Genomic DNA, 16,593 nt, shown 5'->3' on the forward strand with positions numbered 1-16,593 from the left:
AACAGGGTGTTGTCGTTGAGGCCGATTGAGCCGACGATATTCTGTGGCGCCCGGTGCCACAAATATGGAAAGATACATATGTTAATCAGGCTGATAGGATGTTGCTGCTGTGGGGTCTAGAGGCGGCGGACACAAAGGGAGAGGTGAGATGACGGATTTCAATACCAACTACAACAGGGCGGTCTGGTTCGATATTCCAGTGGCGGATCTTGACCGTGCGGTGGCTTTTTATGCCCGGGTACTGGAGATCAAGGTTCAGATTGAGGAGTACGAGGGGGTTCGCTTCGGTGTACTGGATCATGAGCTGGGCAACGGCGGCTGCCTGGTGGTGGATGAGATCAAGGTGACCAGCCAACAGGGAATTCTGGTCTACCTTAATGTGGATGGCCGTATCGACGAGGCGGTTGAGTTGGTCACTGACATGGGCGGGACCGTGCTCCAGGGAGTACACAGCATCGGCCCCCATGGTTTCAGGGCGCTCATTCTCGACAGCGAAGGAAACCGGCTGGCCCTGCATGCAGAGCGGCGCACTCAGGGGTAATTCTTAAAGGAAGTATGATGACAAACCAAGCCTACCTGGCCGGTGTTGAAACTGCTGAGCATCGGTTTTCTCTGCCTCTGGATTATGCCGATCCTGAGGGGACGCATATCGAGGTGTTTGCCCGGGAGCTTTGGGCTGCGGACAAGATGCGTGAGTCGCTGCCCATGTTGGTGTTTTTCCAGGGCGGCCCGGGGTTTGGAGCCCTGAGACCGGCCAGCCGCGCCGGCTGGCTGGACAGGGCACTGGAGGAGTTCCGGGTGTTGTTGCTGGATCAGAGGGGCACCGGCCTGTCGACGCCCATCCATGGCGCTGCCCTGTCGGCCATGGATGCGAAGCAGCAACTGCATTACCTGTCACAACACAGAGCAGACAACATAGTGCGTGACGCCGAGGCGATTCGCCATCAGCTGCTTGGGGAGCGTCCCTGGAGCATTCTGGGACAGAGTTTCGGTGGATTTTGCGTGCTCAGGTACCTGAGTGTTGCTCATCAGGGGGTGACGGAAGCCTACATCACCGGGGGCATCCCCTCTCTGGTGCGCCAGGCGGAAGAGGTGTACCGGGCCACCTATCAGAGGGTGGCGGTGAAGAACCGGGCCTTCTTTGCCCGTTTTCCCAAGGCCCAGGCTCTGGCGGACGAGATTGCCGCTTACCTGTGTGCCCATGAGGTGCGGTTGCCCGATGGGGCCAGGCTGACGGTGGAGCGGTTCCAGCTGCTTGGGATTCATCTCGGGGTGGAGGAGGGGGCCGAAGCACTTTACTACTTGTTGGAGCAGGCGCTGTTGCCGTCCACTGAGGGCAGGGTGTTAAACCCGGTGTTCCTCCATGGGGTGATGCAGATGCTCGACTATGACACCAACCCCCTCTATACCCTGCTGCATGAACCTATCTATAACCAGGGGCAGGCATCCCGCTGGGCGGCCCACAGAGTCCGGGGCGAGTTTCCCGAGTTTGATTATCGGCCGGACAGGCCGCTGCGCTTTACCGGGGAGATGGTGTACCCCTGGATGACCGAGCAGTTCCAGGGGCTGAAGCCTTTGGCGCCTCTGGCCGATGCATTGGCGAACAAAAGTGATTGGCCCCCACTGTACGATCCTGCACAGCTGGCGAAAAACCCGGTGCCGGTGGCGGCTGCCGTTTACACCGAAGATATGTTCGTGGAGTACGCTTTTTCGGAAGAGACCATAGATCAGGTGGCGAACCTGGTGGCCTGGCGAACCTCTGAGTATGAGCACAATGGTTTGAAGATGGATGGCTTTCGTATTCTGGATCGCCTGATTGATCTCAATCGGAGACGGCTTTTGCGTTAAGGCCCAGTGTTTCTGCCATCATGGTGCGCCGTTTGGCCACCAGTTCACCCAGAGAGATCGGTGGGCTGTACAGGTAACCCTGGAAATGGTGGCAGCCTCGCTTGATCAGGTACTCCTCCTGCTTGCGGGTTTCTACCCCTTCGGCGGTCACCGGAATTTCATAGATGGCTGCCACTCTCAGGATCACGTCCACCAGTGAACGGGTCTGTTCAGCGCCTTCTGTTTCCAACTGACTGACGAAGCTGCGATCGATCTTCAGTCGGTCGATGGGGTAGTGTTGCAACTGGGTAAAGGCGGTAAACCCTGTACCAAAATCATCCAGCACCACCTTGATCCCATTGCTGCGAAGTTCCGCAAGCGTCTTCATCCCTTCGGCGCTGTGGCTGACCAGGGAGGTCTCTGTCAGCTCCAGATCCAGACGATTGAGGTCAATCCCGTAGGTGGTCGCCAAGCTAAGGAGGCTCGGGGCCAGCTTGGGGTTATTGAGCTGCATGGAGGAGATGTTCAGCGCCAGACGCAGGTCCCGCACCTCCTCCCGGTGACTGGGTGACAGAGACTGGATCTCAGTGAAGCAGCGCTGGATGATCCACAGGTCCAGTTCGTAGATCAGTCCATACTTTTCTGCCACGGGAATAAACCGGTCCGGGCCGATGCCATTGAGTTCAGGCAGGGTGCAGCGTACCAGTACCTCGGCGCTGACGCACCAGGGAGTGGCGAGGCCATGGATCGGCATGTACTTGAGCTCAAATGCGCCCAGATCCATGGCCCGCTTAAGACCCTGGAGTATGGCCGCCTCCTGCTCCATCTCCGCAGCCAAAGTTTCACTGAACTCGTAACAGAGCCCGGGCTGAGCTGCCTTGCCCTGGATGGTGGCCAGGTTGGCCTGCTGCAGTTTGTCGGATGGCGAGACGTCACCACCCTGTGAGTAGCCCAGGGTTAGGGTGAGCATCAACTGGTGTTCAAACACCTGGTAGACGCCGGTAAGGCGGTGATGTATCGCCTCGGCAATGGTGTCGCGGTGTTGGCTCTGGCGGGTGGGGAGCCCGAGGACAAACTCATCCCCCGAGGTCCTGGCCAGCAGGTGTGCGCCGCTGCCAATCATCCCGGCAGACTCCAGCTGGTTGGGGAGTTTCTCCAGCCGGCAGGCCAACTTCTGCAGCAGGGCGTCCCCGGTCGCTCGCCCATATCGCTGGTTAACGCTTTTGAACTGATGGATATTCAGCTGAAACAGGCACAATGACTGCCGGTCTGCCTGATAGTGGGACAGCCATTGGTCCATAGCCCGGCGGTTGGCCAAGCCGGTCAACGGGTCGGTGAGGTTGGAGTGATTCAGCCGGTTAAGGCTTTGCTTCTGGCCCAGCACCAGGAACCAGATAAAGCAATAGGTGATGGTTACCGCGACCCCGAAACGAAGCAGTATTTCGCCCGGGATACTCTGGGAGCCTGCGACAAACATCATCAGGGTAAAGGCCACCGCAACCTTGCCGGCCGTTTCGATTGTGGTCAGGTAGAAGAGTGCGGCCACGACGGGGAAAAGGAACGCCAATCCCGCCAGACCTTGACTGTAGGTGTAGAGGGTGACGGTCACCATCAGAATCGCCGTTGCGGTAAGCAGAGCGGGGCGATGAAGGGATCCGGAGCGTTGGAACCGGATCAAAGAGAACAAGAAAAATGGAGCAGCAAGAAGCTCCAGACCTCCGACCAAGAGGCATTGGCCTGTACCGATATGAAGCAACCCGAATCCAATGGATGCGGTTAGGCAGACCCAATGAAGGCTCTGGACAACGGTTGGTGAATGAGGCTGGTAAAGCTGCATTATGGGCAAAGAGAAAAAAATTTGGCGAATAGTAACAGGTAGTTGTGACGAAGTCAGCGGCACAAACATATGTTTGTGCCCATAGTGCGCGTTCTTTAACTCGCCCGTTAATTAGAGAAATCTGATTTTGTGAACTGTCCCCGGAACCAGGGGTTAGCCTTGCGATAAAAAGCCGCCCGGAGGCGGCTCTTTGTCATTGAGTTGTCACTTACTCGTGGCTGTCCTTGTAGGGGCGGCCGTAGTAGCTGTCCAACAGAACCTGCTTCAGTTCGCTGATCAGCGGGTAGCGAGGGTTGGCGCCGGTGCACTGGTCATCGAACGCCTCCTCGGCCACTTCGTCCAGCTTGGCCAGGAACAGCTTCTCATCCACGCCGGCGGCCTGGATGGAGGCGGGAATGTCCAGCACCTCTTTCAACTGGTCTACCTTGGCGATCAGCAGCTCCAGCTTCTCCTGGTCGCTGTCGCCACCCAGACGCAGGTGATCGGCGATGGCGGCATAGCGGCACAGGGCCTGAGGACGGTCATACTGACTGAACGCGGTCTGCTTGGTGGGCAGGTCGGTGCCGTTGAAGCGCATCACGTTGGTGATCAGTAGGGCGTTGGCCAGTCCGTGGGGCAGATGGAACTCGGCACCAATCTTGTGGGCCATGGAGTGACAGATCCCCAGGAAGGCGTTGGCGAAGGCGATGCCGGCGATGGTGGCGGCGTTGTGTACCTTCTCCTTGGCCTTGGGTGCATTGGCCCCCTCGGTGTAGCTGTCTGGCAGGTGCTTGAACAACAGATCCAGAGCTTGCAGCGCCTGGCCGTCGGAGTACTCGTTGGCCATCACGGATACGTAAGCTTCCAGGGCGTGAGTGACCGCATCGATACCACCGAAGGCGGTCAGGGACTTGGGCATGTTCATCACCAGGTTGGCATCAACGATGGCCATGTTGGGCGTCAGCTCATAGTCGGCGATGGGGTATTTGGTGCCGGTACGCTCGTCGGTCACCACGGCGAAAGGCGTAACCTCAGAGCCGGTGCCGGAAGTGGTGGGAATGGCCACCATCTGCGCCTTCTTACCCATTTTGGGGAAGCGGTAGATACGCTTACGGATATCCATGAAGCGCAGGGCCAGATCGGCGAAGTCCACTTCAGGGTGCTCGTACATCACCCACATGATTTTGGCTGCATCCATGGGGGAGCCGCCACCCAGGGCAACGATGACGTCCGGCTTGAAGCTGTGCAGCATATCGGCACCCTTCTTCACCACTTCCAAAGTGGGATCGGCTTCTACCTCATAGAACACCTCAACCTCCAGGCCTTGACCCTTCAGGATGCGGATGGTCTCGTCGCAGTAGCCGTTGTTGAACAGGAAGCGGTCGGTCACGATGCAGGCACGCTTGTGTTCGCTCAGCTCCTCCAGGGCCACCGGCAGGGCGCCGCGGCGGAAGTAGATGGACTTAGGCAGTTTGTGCCACAACATATTCTCGGCTCGCTTGGCTACGGTTTTCTTGTTGATCAGGTGCTGAGGGCCCACGTTCTCGGAGATGGAGTTACCGCCCCAGGAACCACAACCCAGGGTCAGGGAGGGTGCCAGCTTGAAGTTGTACAGATCGCCGATACCGCCTTGAGAAGCCGGGGTGTTGATCAGGATACGGGCGGTCTTCATCCGCTGGCCAAACACGCGGATGCGCTCTACCTGCAGATCCTGGTCGGTGTACAGTGCGGAGGTGTGGCCGATGCCGCCCAGGGCGACCAACTCTTCGGCCTTGGTCACGGCGTCTTCGAAATCGGTGGCACGGTACATCGCCAGGGTGGGGGAAAGCTTCTCGTGAGCGAAGGCTTCATCGATGCTGGTCTTGGCGACTTCACCCACCAGAACCTTGGTCCAGGATGGCACCTTGATGCCCGCCATCTCGGCGATCTTGGTGGCTGGCTGGCCAACGATGTCGGCGTTCAGGTTGCCGTTCACCAGCAGTACTTTACGTACCTTGGTGGTTTCGCTCTTGTTCAGCAGGTAGCCGCCGTGGCTGGCGAAACGCTCACGGACTTCGTCGTAGATGCTGTCGACCACGATCACCGACTGCTCGGAGGCACAGACCACGCCGTTGTCGAAGGTCTTGGACATCAGGATGGAGCTGACGGCGCGTTTGATGTCGGCGGTTTCGTCTACCACCACCGGGGTGTTACCGGCGCCTACGCCGATGGCGGGCTTACCCGAGCTGTAGGCGGCCTTCACCATGCCCGGGCCACCGGTGGCCAGGATCAGGTTGATCTCTTCGTGGGTCATCAGGTGGTTGGACAGAGCCACGGACGGGGTTTCAATCCAGCCAATGATGTCTTCGGGGGCACCTGCGGCCACGGCGGCGTCCAGCACCAGCTTGGCGGCGGCGTTGGTGGCGTTCTTGGCTCTTGGGTGGGGCGAGAAGATGATGCCGTTACGGGTCTTCAGGGCGATCAGCGCCTTAAACACCGCCGTAGAGGTGGGGTTGGTGGTGGGCACAATGCCGCAAATCAGGCCTACGGGCTCGGCGATGGTGATGGTACCGCCGGTTTCATCCTCTTCCAGAATGCCGCAGGTCTTGTCATCTTTGTACTTGTTGTAGATGTACTCAGAGGCAAAGTGATTCTTGATCACCTTGTCCTCCAGCACACCCATGCCGGTTTCTTCAACAGCCTGACGTGCAAGGGGAATACGGGCATCGGCGGCGGCCAGGGCCGCAGCTCGGAAGATCGCGTCCACCTGTTCCTGGCTGTAACTGGCAAATTTCTGCTGTGCCGCTTTTACCCGGGTAATCAGGGCATTCAGTTCGGCAATGGATTTGTCAGTCATCTAAACTGTCCTCAAATTTAAAAACACTTTCCTCTGAACCAAGTCAGTATAGGTGCTGGAACCATGTTCAGGAAAAGTGCTCTCCGCTGATGTAATTAAATTACACCAATCCCAGTCGCAAACCGTTAACTGCTTCACGTTTGGGCGAATTTGGGTGTTGCTAACTTACATTCACCATTAGAAAATGTAATGAGTTGATGGGGTGAAACGAGGAAAAATTCACTTTTCCCAAGGGACGGATTTCTCTAGAGTATCCTCCTTCGTTTTTGGCTCCTGTTATTGAGGCGTATACCCTAAGTGGACTTCTATCTGCTGTTGCAATTCTTCCTTGGCCTGGTGGCGATCATCAATCCCATCGGTCTGCTGCCTGTGTTTGTGTCTTTGACCAGTCACCAGACTGAGCAGGAGCGATTGGCGACTGCCAAGGTGGCGAACTTCTCCGTGGTGATTATCCTGCTGGTTACCCTGGTAGCCGGTCAGCTGATTCTCAACCTGTTCAGCATCTCCATTCCGGCGTTTCGCATTGCTGGCGGAGTGCTGATCACCTTTATTGCCATGTCGATGTTGCAGGGTAAGCTGGGTGAGGTGAAACACAACAAGGAGGAGGGCCGGGAAGCGGCCGCGATGGACTCGGTTGCCGTGGTGCCACTGGCACTGCCCCTGATGGCCGGTCCTGGCGCGATCAGTTCGGTGATCGTTTTTGCTTCTCAGCACCGGGATCCACAGTCGATGCTGGGTATGGCGGCTTGCATCATTGTCTTCGGGTTGCTCAGCTGGATTGTTTTCCGCACGGCGCCGGTGATTTTTAAGGTGCTGGGTCAGACCGGCATTAACGTGATCACCCGTATTATGGGTCTGCTGATGATGTCCATTGGCATTGAGGTGATCGCAGCAGGCATGAAGACGCTGTTTCCTGCGTTAGCTTCCTAGGGCGTGTTGACCTTTGCTGAATATTTTTGTGCCAGCATCCAGTCACTAAGGCCTCGATGTGTCGACATTGTGCCCAAAATGAATGGGGACCTAGTCTGAGTAAAGCGCCCTTCGGGGCTGGACTCTAAACACCAAAGATAAACACGCCCTAGAGTCCCGGCAAGCCGATAGCCCTGCGGCGTCATACTTGGAGTGACGCTGCAACACTAAGCTGGAGAAGCATTATGATCTTGATTACCGGAGCCAGCAGCGGCCTTGGGGCCGCCCTGGCCAAAGTGTACAGCCAGCAGGGTGAGTCCCTGGTGTTGGTGGGTCGAAGCCAGGCCAAACTGGAGGCGGTGGCGGGCTCCCTCTCCTCTGAGGTGGTGTGCCATGCCGCAGACTTGACCTGTGAAACCCAGGTGGCGGGTCTGTTTGAGTCGCTCCCTCAGGTTCCCAGCCGAATCATCCATTGTGCTGGCAGTGGTGATTTTGGTCCGATGGAGCAGTTTGATGAGTCCAGGATCCGCCGCCTGATGGACAACAATCTGCTGACCGCGGCCTTGGTAACCAAGGAGGCAGTAGCCAGATTCAGGCAGCAACAGGTGCAACTGGCGGTGGTGGCCTCAACGGCGGCCCAGAAGGGCAAAGCCAACGAGGCAGTCTACTGTGCGGTCAAATGGGGTGTAAAAGGTCTGCTGGAGTCGCTCCGGGCGGAGCTCAAAGGGGCGACCATGACTCTGGTGGGCGTCTATCCCGGTGGGATGGATACGCCGTTCTGGCAACAGCAGGGGTGTGACAGCCATGTGGATGCCAGTGGCTTTATGAGTGCCGATGAAGCCGCACTCATGATGGCGAACGGACTGATCGCGTCCGAAAACGGTTACATCTCAGAGCTGACCCTTATCCGCCGCTGAGCATCGCCTGGCGGGCCAGAGGCGCCAGCAACATGATCAATATGATGGCCACGGTGGAGAACTGCAGCCAGTGATCCTGCAGGCTCTCCATCTCAGCGACCCTCTGTTGCTCGCTCCGATTGCCTTGGCGAGTGGCCTGATAGTAACGCAGGGCCCAATAGCCGTTTCCGATGATCAACACCGCCAGTGCGGTGAGTAGACGCCACTCCATATGCGCACTCCTCAAAGGATCTTCCTACTCCTTTGTTATACCCAAAAAGGGAGGGCTTCGGGAGTATTCCCGCAAAAAAAACGCGGGATTAGCCTGTGATCCAGTCGAAAAATTCCTCAATCGACACCGATTCTTGTTCATTGACCTGTAAAAGGGTGAAGGTCGTCACGACTTTAACGCGGCGCTTGGTCTATTTTTTCAACGGCTTTAGAAATTAGACCCCTGAGCTGAGAAATGGAGATCCAGCCGGGCCGATGGAGGTTTCGATGTTGCACACCGAAATGGCACAGTTTGGCCTATTCGCAAGACAACTGATTAAGCAGGCGGCTGCGGTGGTGTCCACCCTGCCCAAACAGAGTGAACGCCTGAAGTGGCACTCACGACTGCAGGCCTGCCTTTATCAAAGTGAAAACCGAGCCATGGAACTGGTGATGTCCAAAGATTATCGCACCTTGAGCCTGTTGGGAGAGTCGGTGGCGGACAGCGTATCGCTGATCGGCGTCTTCTCCGATCATCCGGGCCTGTCTGATGCGGATCAACACGGTTTGGATATCGCCCTGGCCAACGTTGCCCTGATTCATTCTCGCGCCAAGCGCCTGATGAAGCAGGCTGACAATGTGGTGCCCTTCCCAGTAGCAGCTAGCGCCTGAGCTGCGCATCACACTGACGCCCGGCCTTTGGCCGGGCGTTTTCTTTTCTGCTCCTCTACCGCTTAGCCTTACAGGGCAAGTTCACAGGCGATGGGATCTGCAAGCCTTATTCTTCCTTTATTGTCGGAGTAACTGAGAAGCTCCTGTCGAGTAAAGCTGCAGTCGGTCAACAGAGTTCCCTGTTGAGTTAATCTGACCCGATACGCCTCCTTCACATAGTCAGCATGGGTCTGGTTCAGATCAGGAAGAAACAGGTCGATGTCGTAGTCGTGCCCAGGTACGCGGGCGCTGAAGCCGAATGAGTATCGGCTCTCACCGCTCTGCCTGACCTGAGGGTTGGTGACCTTGGACACGTAGAAGCGCTGTTCGCCGGAATAGAGCTCCCTATCGATCTGATTGAGGTCGATCGCCATGGGGTAATCGGCTTCGCTCAGCTCTACCGTCAGGGTGTGGTAGCCGCGGTAGATGGTCAGATGATCTGCCATCCGGTGACGGTCGTTGTAGAAAAGAGCCAGCAGGTTGTACAGCGCCGGGTCATTCTCTTTCAGGTGCTGCCTGAGACTCATGGAGTCCGGGCGACTGGGCAGGGCCTCGTGGGCCCTGACGTTGTTCCAGAGTTCACTGCCTACCGCCAGGTACTCGAAGCGGTTAGTGTTGATGTAGCCCATGCCGGTACCCGCCCACAGGTGCTCCGCCTGGGCGTGTTCGTAGGCGTTGGTTAACTGGGCCTCAAACTCTGGCAGCAGGGTGTCCAGGGTCAGCAGGTGGATGGAGTGGGTCAGCTCATGCACCAGGGTGTTTCCCTGTATCGGGTTGGGTCGATCCCCTAGGTACTCCAGGGCCTGGGAGTTGATGCCGGTGAGGGGCAGTTCTGGGGTGGCGCCATAACCCGCCACATCGGGGAAGTTGCGGTACTCGGGGACCCGATTCGACCCATAGCTTCGGTACTGCTTGGGGAAGATCACCACTCGAAAGTACTTGTCGTACAAAGCTTCGCGGATGAGTGGGCCCATCCCCGCCTGCAGATTGTCGTCACTGAGTTGATGGGCCACGATTTCGGCGGCGTTCTTCAGAAGGACGCTGCTGACCTCCTCCGGGCCGAGTACAGGAATACCCCAGACGTCGATGTACTTGGTGTAATAACCGCGGTCCAGTTTGTAGGCCTTTATGATGGCTTCGGGAACCGGAGACAGCACTTCAAACTGATTTGCCTCCTGAACTGGTGGATCCTCGGGGGCCGGTGACCTCGGGTCTGGGGCTGGTGAAGAGTTGCCCGAGCCGCAGCCGGTGAGCAGGGTGATGCCAACGAAGGCGCATAGAATGGGTCGCATGGGGCCTCATCAGAGTCGCAAGTGTAGGCAAAATGATAGGGCCGGAGCGGCTTATCTCAACAGTCAAAATGTCGCAGATTGTTGAATTTACTTAATTTACACGCTGTTCGAGAGACAATGGAATGCAAAACTTTGTGGCCTGGGTTTAGGGCCCGCAGCGATTAACCCCCTGAGTTTTGGGCTAATGATGGAGTCGGGGTGAAGCTTGAGGTCGGATAATCAATCTCTGGGAATGCAGGGTGGTTCACGTATTTGAGTTAAAGCCAGTTTTTTTGATCCTGACGAATTCGACCAAGGATGTTGCCCGCTAATTCCTGGGCTTGATCCAGCGGGATGGCTGGCAGGGTCTGTTTGCCGCTGGCAAGGAACAGGGTGAGGTTGGCCAGCCCCCGTTTGCGAAGGCCTGGGGTCTGGGTCAGGGTAATCGACTGACACTTGTCCAGGGGCAGGTAATGCCACTGCTGACCAAGCATCCCCTGCCTCAGCCAGAGGCCATCAGCCTGGAGCTGGAATCCATGATGGCGCCATTTGAGCTCGATGGCCGCCAGAATCGCCATACCCACCAGCAGCGGTATTGACCAGGTGTTGTCTGTCCCCGTGTTGAGGGAGGCCACAGGCAGGGCAAGGGCGAGGGACAGCCCAACGATCCAGGCCAACCTCAGATTGCGCCAGAACGGGGAGATGGGGTTCCACTGCTCGGGCAGGGACACCCTCCCCACCGACTCCCGAACCAGGGCATGCCGCTCTTCGTCTCTGACCGAGGGGATGGTCAGAGAGCCACGCAGCCTTTCCCCGGACTCGCTGCCGCTGACCTGTTTCAGGGCGATGGCCCATAAGCCGACCAGCCTTGCCAGGGGCGATTGGCTCAGGGTGAGGGACTGGATGCGCCGTTTGAGCAGCAGATCCTGCATGCGGTGAAGGGTGCCGCCACTGAACTGCAACCGCTCCGGCTCCAGAGTCAGGCGATAAGGGTGGAACTTCACCAGGCTGACCAGGCCGGACAGCAAGCTGAGCAGCAGGTAGAGCAGTGTCAGCAGCAGCAGTGCCCCCAAAACCAGCATTCCTGGCCCCAGGCTGGCAGCACTGGTTGCCCACTGGGCGGTGACCGGGTGGGCTTCGAGCCACTCCCACCAGGGGTAGTTATCCAGCTGACCAAGCAAAGGCCCCAGAAACAGCATCAGCCAGGCCAACTGGTTAAAGCAGAACCCGTGAAAAAACAGCTGCATCGGCGGTCGACGCAAGCTGTCCGGCTGAGCGGGCTCGCAGTCGGCGTCACCCTGCTCGGGTTCCTTGGCCGCCGGAACCAGCCTGGCCTTGAGCCGGGCCGCTGCCCCAGGGTCTACGGCGCACAGTACTGCTTCCTTTTCCCCACTGCCGGCGGTTTCCACTACCAGATTGACCTTGCCAATCAGCCTCATGGGCAGGGGTTGTTCCAGCCGCACGTTTTGGATCCGAGCCAGGGGCAGTTCCTGTTTTTTCCGGAACAGGGCGCCACTTCGGATGCGAAAACGCTGTTGCTGCTCATCAAGCTGAAAGCGAAATCTGAGCCATTGCAGGGCAGAGGAGAGCAGTATATGCAGTGACATCAGCCCGATGGCCAGAGGCAGCCAGAAGTCGGGCAGCTTGGCCAGTGCGCCGGTAAAGGCCACCGGCAGAACGTAGATGCCTAGCTTGGCGGCATCCAGAAGTCCGTTGGCGCTGAAGGCCACCACCGCCCAGGGAGACAGCCTGTGCCACTGATCATCATTGCTCATGGCGGGATCCGGCTTTTGCCATCAAGTGCTGTCTGAGCTGTTCGGCCTGGTCTGAGGGTAAGCCAGCAATGGTGATCTCGGCATGGGGTGAGCCTGCGGTGAATCCCCTGAGGGTCGACAGCCCATAGAGTCGCTCCAGAGGCCCCTGGCTAAGGGTGATGTGCTGCAACCGGCTCAGGGTCAAACAGGTGTGACGTCGCCAGAAGATGCCTCGGCGCACCACGATATCCTGCTCCCTGACCATATAGCCAAGGCGCTTGGCTCCCAGCTGGCTTATGTAGACCCACAAGGTCAGCAGCAGAGTCAGACAAAGTCCCGCAGCCAGCAGCCAGGGCAGGGCGAGGGCAAACACCACCATCATCAGTGCCAGTGCGATACCCAAGGGAATCAGTCCCATCAGTAAAGTGGTCAGGGTGACCAGCTTAAGGTAGTCAGGTGCCACCTGGGTGTAGAGGACCTGCTGGGTTGGTATCCACTGCTCCTGTGGAATGGGATCGTTAAGGCTCATGAATCCTGCCAAATGTCGCCGTTATGCTTCAAGAAATTAGAGGAATCGTCACGGTGACTCAAGAGGTTGGACCCTTTTCACCGATAAGCTGCCTGCCTCTTTTGTTAGCAAATGTCTGCGAATGCTGCGCGGTCTCCTGGCGTCATGGCGAAGGAGGCTATAGAGGTGCTGGAGACCCAGGCCGTCAGTCTCTGCTTGGTTGCCGTTTCGTGTGCCCAAAATGCAAAAGAGGCATCCCTTTGTAATCTTTCTGAAAAGATCATCGATGTAGAGCAACAACTCTATTGATGAAATTTATCGAATCCTATTCTGCCCCTTATGTGATGTGACGCAGGTTGCAATTTCATTGTTGTCTCAATTGCTTAGGTCACATCCCTCTGCTAGCTTCAGTGGTGATGGAATTTCAAGCAGCTTGATTAGGCGGCGACCAAAGGTCGCTTGGCTCAGGGAGGTGATGCCATGCCGAAGATGAACCTGATGGATTCGCTGTTTTTCCTGGTGGAGTCCAATCAGACCCCCATGCATGTGACACCCATGATGGTGTTGCAGCCCGATGAGGAGCATCGCTCCGACTTTGCACTGCGTCTTTACCAGACCCTGCTGGGTAAACAACCGGTCGAGGCGCCCTTCAACTGGCGGCCGAAGCTCTCCATTACGGGCAACCATCGATGGGAGGAGGTGCCGGTTGAGCTGGACTACCACGTGCGTCTCAGTGCGGTGCCAGCTCCGGGGCGCCGTGCCCAGCTCAATGAGTTGCTCTGCCGACTTCAGTCACAGCCACTGGATCGTTCCCGTCCACTCTGGGAGCTGTACATCATAGATGGCATGAACGATGGTACCGTGGTGGTGTTTATGAAGCTGCACCATGCGCTGTTCGACGGGGTGGGCCTCAATCGTTACGCCCAAACCATGTTGACCCGCACGCCGGACCACGAAGACTGGACCCCCATCTGGCAATATCCTGCCAAGGCTCGTAAGCCTATGGAAGCGCCGGGGTTTGTCAAAACTGCGGTGGCGGCGCTCAGTGGCGCGGCAGGCCAGAGCAAGCTGCTGCCCGAGGCGATGCGCTTGGGGGCGCGCCTCTGTGGACGGGCTCTGGGGGTTCGCCAAGGGGTCACCAAGGTGCCTTTCACCGCCCCTCTGTCGATGTTCAATCGAACCCCGGCCTCTGGCCGAAGCTTTGCTTCCCTGACCGTACCGTTAAAGCGCATCAAGGAGATCAGTGCGCGAGCAGGAGCCAGTTTCAATGACGTTGTCCTGACCGCCTGTGATATGGCGTTGAATCGATATCTGGAAGAGCGAAGAGTCAAGCTGGATAAGCCGTTGGTGGTGATGATGCCCATGAGCGTGCGTGATTCCGGTCAACTCAATGCCAACAACCAGTTTGTGTTTGGCCTGGTGGAACTGAGTAAGGGGCAGCTGATGCCCTTGCAGCGTCTGAATCGAGTCCGCCAGGCGGCGATGACCACCAAGAATGAGATCCGTCATTTCTCCGCCGAGTTGTATCAGAAATACGGTGTAGCCATTCAGGGGCTGTCCCTGGTGGCGGGCCGAATCGGTCTTGAGCGCAAGGTGCCCGCCTCCAGCAACCTGGTGATCTCTACGGTCCCCGGCCCTCAGGATCGCAGGTATGTGATGGGAGCCAGGGTCACCGAGGTTTCCCCAATGTCCGCCTTGCCTCCGGGGCAGAGCCTGAACATCACTACCTACAGTTTTGACGGCAAGGTGTGCTTCGGCTTCCTGGGCTGTCGCAAGGTGGTTCCGGATATCGGCATGCTGGCGGCCTACCTGGACAGGGCATTGGATGAACTGGAGCTGTCGGTGCTGACCCAGCCCATTAGCCTGTTTGATCTTTACCGCCCGGATCTAAAGGGGGCGCCTGTGATTGAGGAGGCTGAGACCACAGAGCCCACAGTGCAGGTAAGAGGTGAGGTCGGCTGATGAACAGAGATCTTCCTCCACTGGAGACGGTGAATCAGGTGCCCAGCTGGCAGGCGAGGGTGTACAACCGCTTGTTGAAGTTCGGGTTTAAGCGCCCCATTCAGAAACGGAGCCAGATCTCCGAGGTACGCAAGGTGGCGGCCTTTATGGACAGGTTGGCGGTTATGCCAAGGGGAACCCAATGTGAGGGATACCTTACCGACGGCCTCTCCTGTCACTGGTACCGGGTACCGCAAAGCTGCAGCAGCAAAGTGATTCTCTATCTCCATGGCGGCGGATTCGTCATAAAGACCCCGCAGACCCATGGTGCCATGCTGGCTCGCCTATGTGGCCACGTCGGGGCCACCGGTGTGATGGTGGATTACCCTCTGGCGCCGGAGCATCCGGTCCAGCAGGCCTTTGACGATGCCTTGAAGGCCTATGAGCGGGTGCTGGAGTCGGGGGTGAACCCCCAGCAGGTGGTCATTGCCGGAGACTCTGCCGGAGGGAACCTGACCCTGTCTACCCTGGTTGCCATACGTGACAAGAAACTCCCTGCGCCCGCCGGTGCCATTCTGCTTTCGCCCTGCACCGACCTGACTCTATCGGGAGCGTCGGTTCTGGGCAACATGGACAGGGATCCCATGCTCAGCGCGTCCTTCCTGGCGGTGGTTCGCGATTCGGTTGAGGGCAGTGCGGGTATGGAAGCCGATCCCCGTTACTCGCCCTATCACGCCGAGTTGTCGGGTTTGCCTCCGGTTCTGGTGGTGGTGGGGACCGAAGAGCTGTTGCTGGATGACGCCAGGGCGGTGGCGGCCAAGCTGAAACAGAGCGGCAACCGCGGCGAACTGCGGGTGTGGCAGGGGATGCCCCATGTGTTCCAGCTGCTCCACCGCGTGCCGGAGGCCAAGCGTAGCCTTGGGGAGTGCGGCGAGTTTATTCGTCAGTGCTTTGGCCGTTCGCCGACGATAACTGATGTGTCTCGAACCACTGCTGAATAAATTCCAGAAACAGCCGGAGTTTTCGGGTCATTAACTGGCGGTCGACGTAGACGGCATAGAGCTCCATGGTGCCGAAGTGGTGATCCGCCATCAATCGCTGCAACTTGCCTGAGGCCAGCTCGTCTCGCACATCCACTTCGGCAATCCGTGCCATCCCCAGCCCATCCAGGATGAACTGACGCCTGGCCTGGGAGTTGTCGGTGATTACGTCCCCATGAACCTCCACCTCCTCAATCTTTCCCTTGAAACCAACACTGGTCCGGTTGGGGTGACGGGAGAAGCGGTGGATGATCCAGTTGTGTTGCTTGAGATCGTCAATCTTCCTGGGGGTGCCAAACCGCTGCAGATATTCGGGGCTGGCGCACAGCAGATAGGGGCACTTGAGTACGGGTCTGGCCACCAACTGACTGGGTAACAGCGGCCCAAACCGAAAGGCCACATCGATGTTTTCTGCCACCAGCTCCTGTATCTGGTCGTTCATGATCAGTTCGATGCCAATGGCGGGGTAGAGGCGCTTGAAGGCGATGATGGCCGGCACTATGTGGCGGGTGCCAAAATTGGCGGTGCAGGTGACTTTGAGCTTTCCCTTAGGCTCTCCCTGCAGTTCGGCCAGGCGCTCCTCGGCGGCCTGTATCTCAGAGTGGACACGCAGGCAACTGTGGTAGTAGTCCCGGCCTGCCTCGGTCAGGCTAAGCTTTCGGGTGGAGCGGTTCAGCAGCTTGACCCCCAGCCTGGACTCCAACTGCTTCACCTGCTGGCTGACCGCCGCCTTGGAGAGGGAGAGGGTTTTGGCAGCCTGAGTGAAACTGCCTTCGGTCACGACCGCAGCAAAGATCTGCATCGATTCTGAGGTGCTGCGCATACCCGCCTCCATTGTTCAGGTTTGATTGACAGTGTTCTCGCAAAACCGAAT

Annotated in this window: 14 protein-coding genes; 7 read left to right on the forward strand and 7 right to left on the reverse strand. The window is 57.9% G+C overall.

The annotated features are described in order from the left end of the window. Positions 1-148: 148 nt before the first annotated feature. Together ACN0RV_RS07805 and ACN0RV_RS07810 are read left to right on the forward strand one after the other, a co-directional pair. A complete protein-coding gene (locus tag ACN0RV_RS07805; protein WP_417347072.1) occupies positions 149-541 on the forward strand; it encodes a VOC family protein in 393 nt (130 codons plus the stop codon). A 17-nt stretch (positions 542-558) separates the two neighbouring features. After that, complete coding sequence (locus tag ACN0RV_RS07810; RefSeq protein ID WP_417347073.1) at positions 559-1,848, forward strand: alpha/beta fold hydrolase; 1,290 nt, start codon at positions 559-561, stop codon at positions 1,846-1,848. Here ACN0RV_RS07810 and ACN0RV_RS07815 read toward each other — a convergent pair. Together ACN0RV_RS07815 and adhE are read right to left on the reverse strand one after the other, a co-directional pair. After that, the gene (locus tag ACN0RV_RS07815; RefSeq protein ID WP_417347074.1) at positions 1,823-3,439 is read right to left on the reverse strand and encodes a putative bifunctional diguanylate cyclase/phosphodiesterase; all 1,617 of its coding nucleotides are present in this window, start codon (positions 3,437-3,439) and stop codon (positions 1,823-1,825) included. The two genes, ACN0RV_RS07810 and ACN0RV_RS07815, sit on opposite strands and share 26 nt — an antisense overlap. Before the next feature lie 433 nt (positions 3,440-3,872). Next, positions 3,873-6,479 (reverse strand): bifunctional acetaldehyde-CoA/alcohol dehydrogenase, encoded by a 2,607-nt coding sequence (gene adhE, locus ACN0RV_RS07820; protein ID WP_417347075.1) that lies wholly within the window; start codon positions 6,477-6,479, stop codon positions 3,873-3,875. Positions 6,480-6,776: 297 nt separating this feature from the next. Between adhE and ACN0RV_RS07825 the strand changes: the two genes are divergently transcribed. Continuing rightward, positions 6,777-7,409 (forward strand): YchE family NAAT transporter, encoded by a 633-nt coding sequence (locus ACN0RV_RS07825; protein ID WP_417347076.1) that lies wholly within the window; start codon positions 6,777-6,779, stop codon positions 7,407-7,409. Between the two features lie 224 nt (positions 7,410-7,633). After that, on the forward strand, positions 7,634-8,305 hold the full coding sequence (locus tag ACN0RV_RS07830; RefSeq protein ID WP_417347077.1) for an SDR family NAD(P)-dependent oxidoreductase: 672 nt from the start codon (positions 7,634-7,636) through the stop codon (positions 8,303-8,305). Here the strand turns inward: ACN0RV_RS07830 and ACN0RV_RS07835 are convergent. After that, positions 8,292-8,516: a hypothetical protein gene (locus tag ACN0RV_RS07835; protein ID WP_417347078.1), complete on the reverse strand. Its 225-nt coding sequence runs from the start codon at positions 8,514-8,516 to the stop codon at positions 8,292-8,294. The two genes, ACN0RV_RS07830 and ACN0RV_RS07835, sit on opposite strands and share 14 nt — an antisense overlap. A gap of 266 nt (positions 8,517-8,782) precedes the next feature. On the opposite strand from ACN0RV_RS07835, the gene ACN0RV_RS07840 reads away from it, so the two are divergent. Continuing rightward, the gene (locus ACN0RV_RS07840; protein ID WP_028109021.1) at positions 8,783-9,166 is read left to right on the forward strand and encodes a hypothetical protein; all 384 of its coding nucleotides are present in this window, start codon (positions 8,783-8,785) and stop codon (positions 9,164-9,166) included. A gap of 68 nt (positions 9,167-9,234) precedes the next feature. Here ACN0RV_RS07840 and ACN0RV_RS07845 read toward each other — a convergent pair whose 3' ends face one another. The 3 genes from ACN0RV_RS07845 to ACN0RV_RS07855 all read right to left on the reverse strand — a co-directional run bounded on the left by ACN0RV_RS07845 (position 9,235) and on the right by ACN0RV_RS07855 (position 12,759). Next, entirely contained in the window at positions 9,235-10,497 is a 1,263-nt protein-coding gene (locus ACN0RV_RS07845; protein ID WP_417347079.1) for a hypothetical protein, read from the reverse strand. A 257-nt stretch (positions 10,498-10,754) separates the two neighbouring features. After that, positions 10,755-12,251 carry a PH domain-containing protein gene (locus ACN0RV_RS07850; protein ID WP_417347080.1) on the reverse strand — a complete coding sequence of 499 codons (1,497 nt, stop codon included), beginning with the start codon at positions 12,249-12,251 and terminating at the stop codon, positions 10,755-10,757. Then, positions 12,241-12,759 (reverse strand): PH domain-containing protein, encoded by a 519-nt coding sequence (locus ACN0RV_RS07855; protein WP_417347081.1) that lies wholly within the window; start codon positions 12,757-12,759, stop codon positions 12,241-12,243. The genes ACN0RV_RS07850 and ACN0RV_RS07855 overlap by 11 nt, the downstream gene beginning before the upstream one ends. A 459-nt stretch (positions 12,760-13,218) precedes the next feature. On the opposite strand from ACN0RV_RS07855, the gene ACN0RV_RS07860 reads away from it, so the two are divergent. After that, complete coding sequence (locus tag ACN0RV_RS07860) at positions 13,219-14,700, forward strand: wax ester/triacylglycerol synthase family O-acyltransferase (RefSeq protein WP_417347082.1); 1,482 nt, start codon at positions 13,219-13,221, stop codon at positions 14,698-14,700. Further along, positions 14,700-15,680: an alpha/beta hydrolase gene (locus ACN0RV_RS07865; RefSeq protein ID WP_417347083.1), complete on the forward strand. Its 981-nt coding sequence runs from the start codon at positions 14,700-14,702 to the stop codon at positions 15,678-15,680. The genes ACN0RV_RS07860 and ACN0RV_RS07865 overlap by 1 nt, the downstream gene beginning before the upstream one ends. On the opposite strand, the gene ACN0RV_RS07870 is transcribed toward ACN0RV_RS07865, so the two are convergent. Then, positions 15,616-16,542 (reverse strand): LysR substrate-binding domain-containing protein, encoded by a 927-nt coding sequence (locus ACN0RV_RS07870; RefSeq protein ID WP_417347084.1) that lies wholly within the window; start codon positions 16,540-16,542, stop codon positions 15,616-15,618. The two genes, ACN0RV_RS07865 and ACN0RV_RS07870, sit on opposite strands and share 65 nt — an antisense overlap. Positions 16,543-16,593 lie beyond the last annotated feature (51 nt).

Origin of the sequence: Ferrimonas sp. (assembly GCF_048263965.1) — a bacterium.
In the GTDB taxonomy this organism is placed as follows: domain Bacteria; phylum Pseudomonadota; class Gammaproteobacteria; order Enterobacterales; family Shewanellaceae; genus Ferrimonas.